The sequence below is a fragment of the Rubrivirga sp. genome, from assembly GCF_049648075.1.
Lineage (GTDB): Bacteria > Bacteroidota > Rhodothermia > Rhodothermales > Rubricoccaceae > Rubrivirga.
On record NZ_JBARYR010000123.1, the window covers coordinates 1 to 1889 of the forward strand.

General features: G+C 69.0%; 2 protein-coding genes. Both read right to left on the reverse strand.

Annotated elements, in window-relative coordinates:
* Positions 1-935 (reverse strand): RIP metalloprotease RseP (gene rseP, locus WBA11_RS03470; RefSeq protein ID WP_424519331.1); only part of this gene is annotated, 935 nt, incomplete at its 3' end.
* Between the two features lie 14 nt (positions 936-949).
* A partial coding sequence (gene dxr, locus WBA11_RS03475; protein ID WP_424519332.1) for a 1-deoxy-D-xylulose-5-phosphate reductoisomerase occupies positions 950-1889 on the reverse strand: 940 nt, incomplete at its 5' end.

Consider the following 1889-nt stretch of genomic DNA (forward strand, 5'->3'; position numbering starts at 1 on the left):
GTCGCCGCGCCTCTGCGCTCGGCGACCTGGGCGCCGTCGCCCGCGGGTCCGAGAGAGTCGGCGCGAGCCCAGCGGACCACGACGGGCCGGCCCTCCGATGCGGCGACCTGCTGGATGAGCGCGTCCCACGAAGACGTTTCGTCACCGCCGATCGAGAGGATCAGGTCGCCGGGTTGCAGTCCCGCCTCGTCAGCGGCCGATCCTGGAGCGACGGTGGCGATTACGGGCGGGAAGCGAGGGGTCGCTCCAAAGACGGTGTCGAGCGACGGGTCCTCGCCGGACCGGTCCAGCTCGGTCGCTCGTCGCGACAGCTTGGAGAACAGCCCGTCCTCGGCCTCGAGGTCGACGCGCTCGCCGGCGCGCAGGACGGTCAGGCGGAACGGGGACGCCCCGATCGTCTCGGGCGTGAACACGGCCTCGAAGCGTTCGACGGACTCCCCGTTCACGCCGACGATTCGGTCGCCAGTCTCGAGCCCCATTTCGGCGGCGAGCGAGTTGTCGGAGATCTCGAGCGGGACGTTCTCGGCCGGCGTGTAGGACTGTCCGTAGACCATCCCAAGCGCCGCGAACAGGATGATCGCGAAGATGAAGTTGAAGATGACCCCGCCCGAGATCACGATGCTCCGCTGCCAGACCGGCTTCGACCGGTACTCGTCCGGCGCCGGCTCGCTGCTCAGCCCTTCCTCGTCCATCCGCTCGTCCACCATCCCCGCGATGCTGACGTAGCCGCCGAGAGGGATCGCCCCGACTCGGTACTCGGTGTCGCCGGACTTCTTCTTGAACAGGTTCGGCGGGAAGCCGATCGAGAAGGCGTCGACCCGCATCCCGAACAGCCGGGCGGCGAGAAAGTGGCCGAGCTCGTGCACGAACACGAGCACGCCGAGCGCCAACGCCACCCACAGGAAGTACGAGAGCGAGTCGAAAATGGCCTCCATAAAGTCGTGAGCCCTTAGGCTGTTTGGTAAGCACGCGCCTCGGCGGCGCGGCGGGCGGCAGCGTCAACGGCGAGCAGGCCGTCGAGCGTATCCGCGGGTCGGGCGGCGCGCAGGCCGGCCTCGACGAGTCGGGGAATGTCGGTAAAACGGATGTCGCCCGACAGGAAGTGAGCGACAGCGACCTCGTTGGCCGCGTTGAGTGCGGCCGTCGCCCCGTCTCCGCCCTCGAGGGCGTCGTAGGCGAGCCCGAGGCACGGGAAGCGATCGGGGTCGGCCGCTTGGAACGTGAGCGGACCGGCGTGTTCCCAGTCGAGCCGAGGATGCCTCGCAGGCCATCGCTCGGGGTAGCTGAGCGCGACCTGGATCGGGACGCGCATGTCGGGCGGGCCGACTTGGGCCTTCGACGAGCCGTCGACGAACTCGACGACCGAGTGGACGACGGACTCCGGGTGGACCACGACCTCGATGCGCTCGGACGGAACGTCGAACAGCCAGCGGGCCTCGATAACCTCGAGCCCCTTGTTCATCATCGTCGCCGAGTCGACCGAGATCTTGGCGCCCATCGACCAGTTGGGGTGGGCGACGGCCTCTGCGGGCGTGATCGACGAGAACGTCGACGCGTCCCGGTCTCTGAACGGACCGCCCGAGGCCGTCAAGATCAGCTTCTCGATCGAGCCTGGCGGCTCACCGACCAAGCATTGAAAAAGAGCCGAGTGCTCCGAGTCGACGGGGATCACGACGGCGCCCGAGGCGAGACACGCGCGTTCGACGAGGGCACCGGCGACGACGAGCGACTCCTTGTTGGCGAGCGCGATCGTCTTGCCCTTCCGAGCGGCGGCGAGCGTCGGCTGAAGACCGGCGGCGCCGACGATGGCCGCGACGACTACGTCCACGTCCTCGAGGGCGGCCAAGGCTCCGACGGCCGCGGCGCCGGCGTGGACCTCCGTGTCGGTC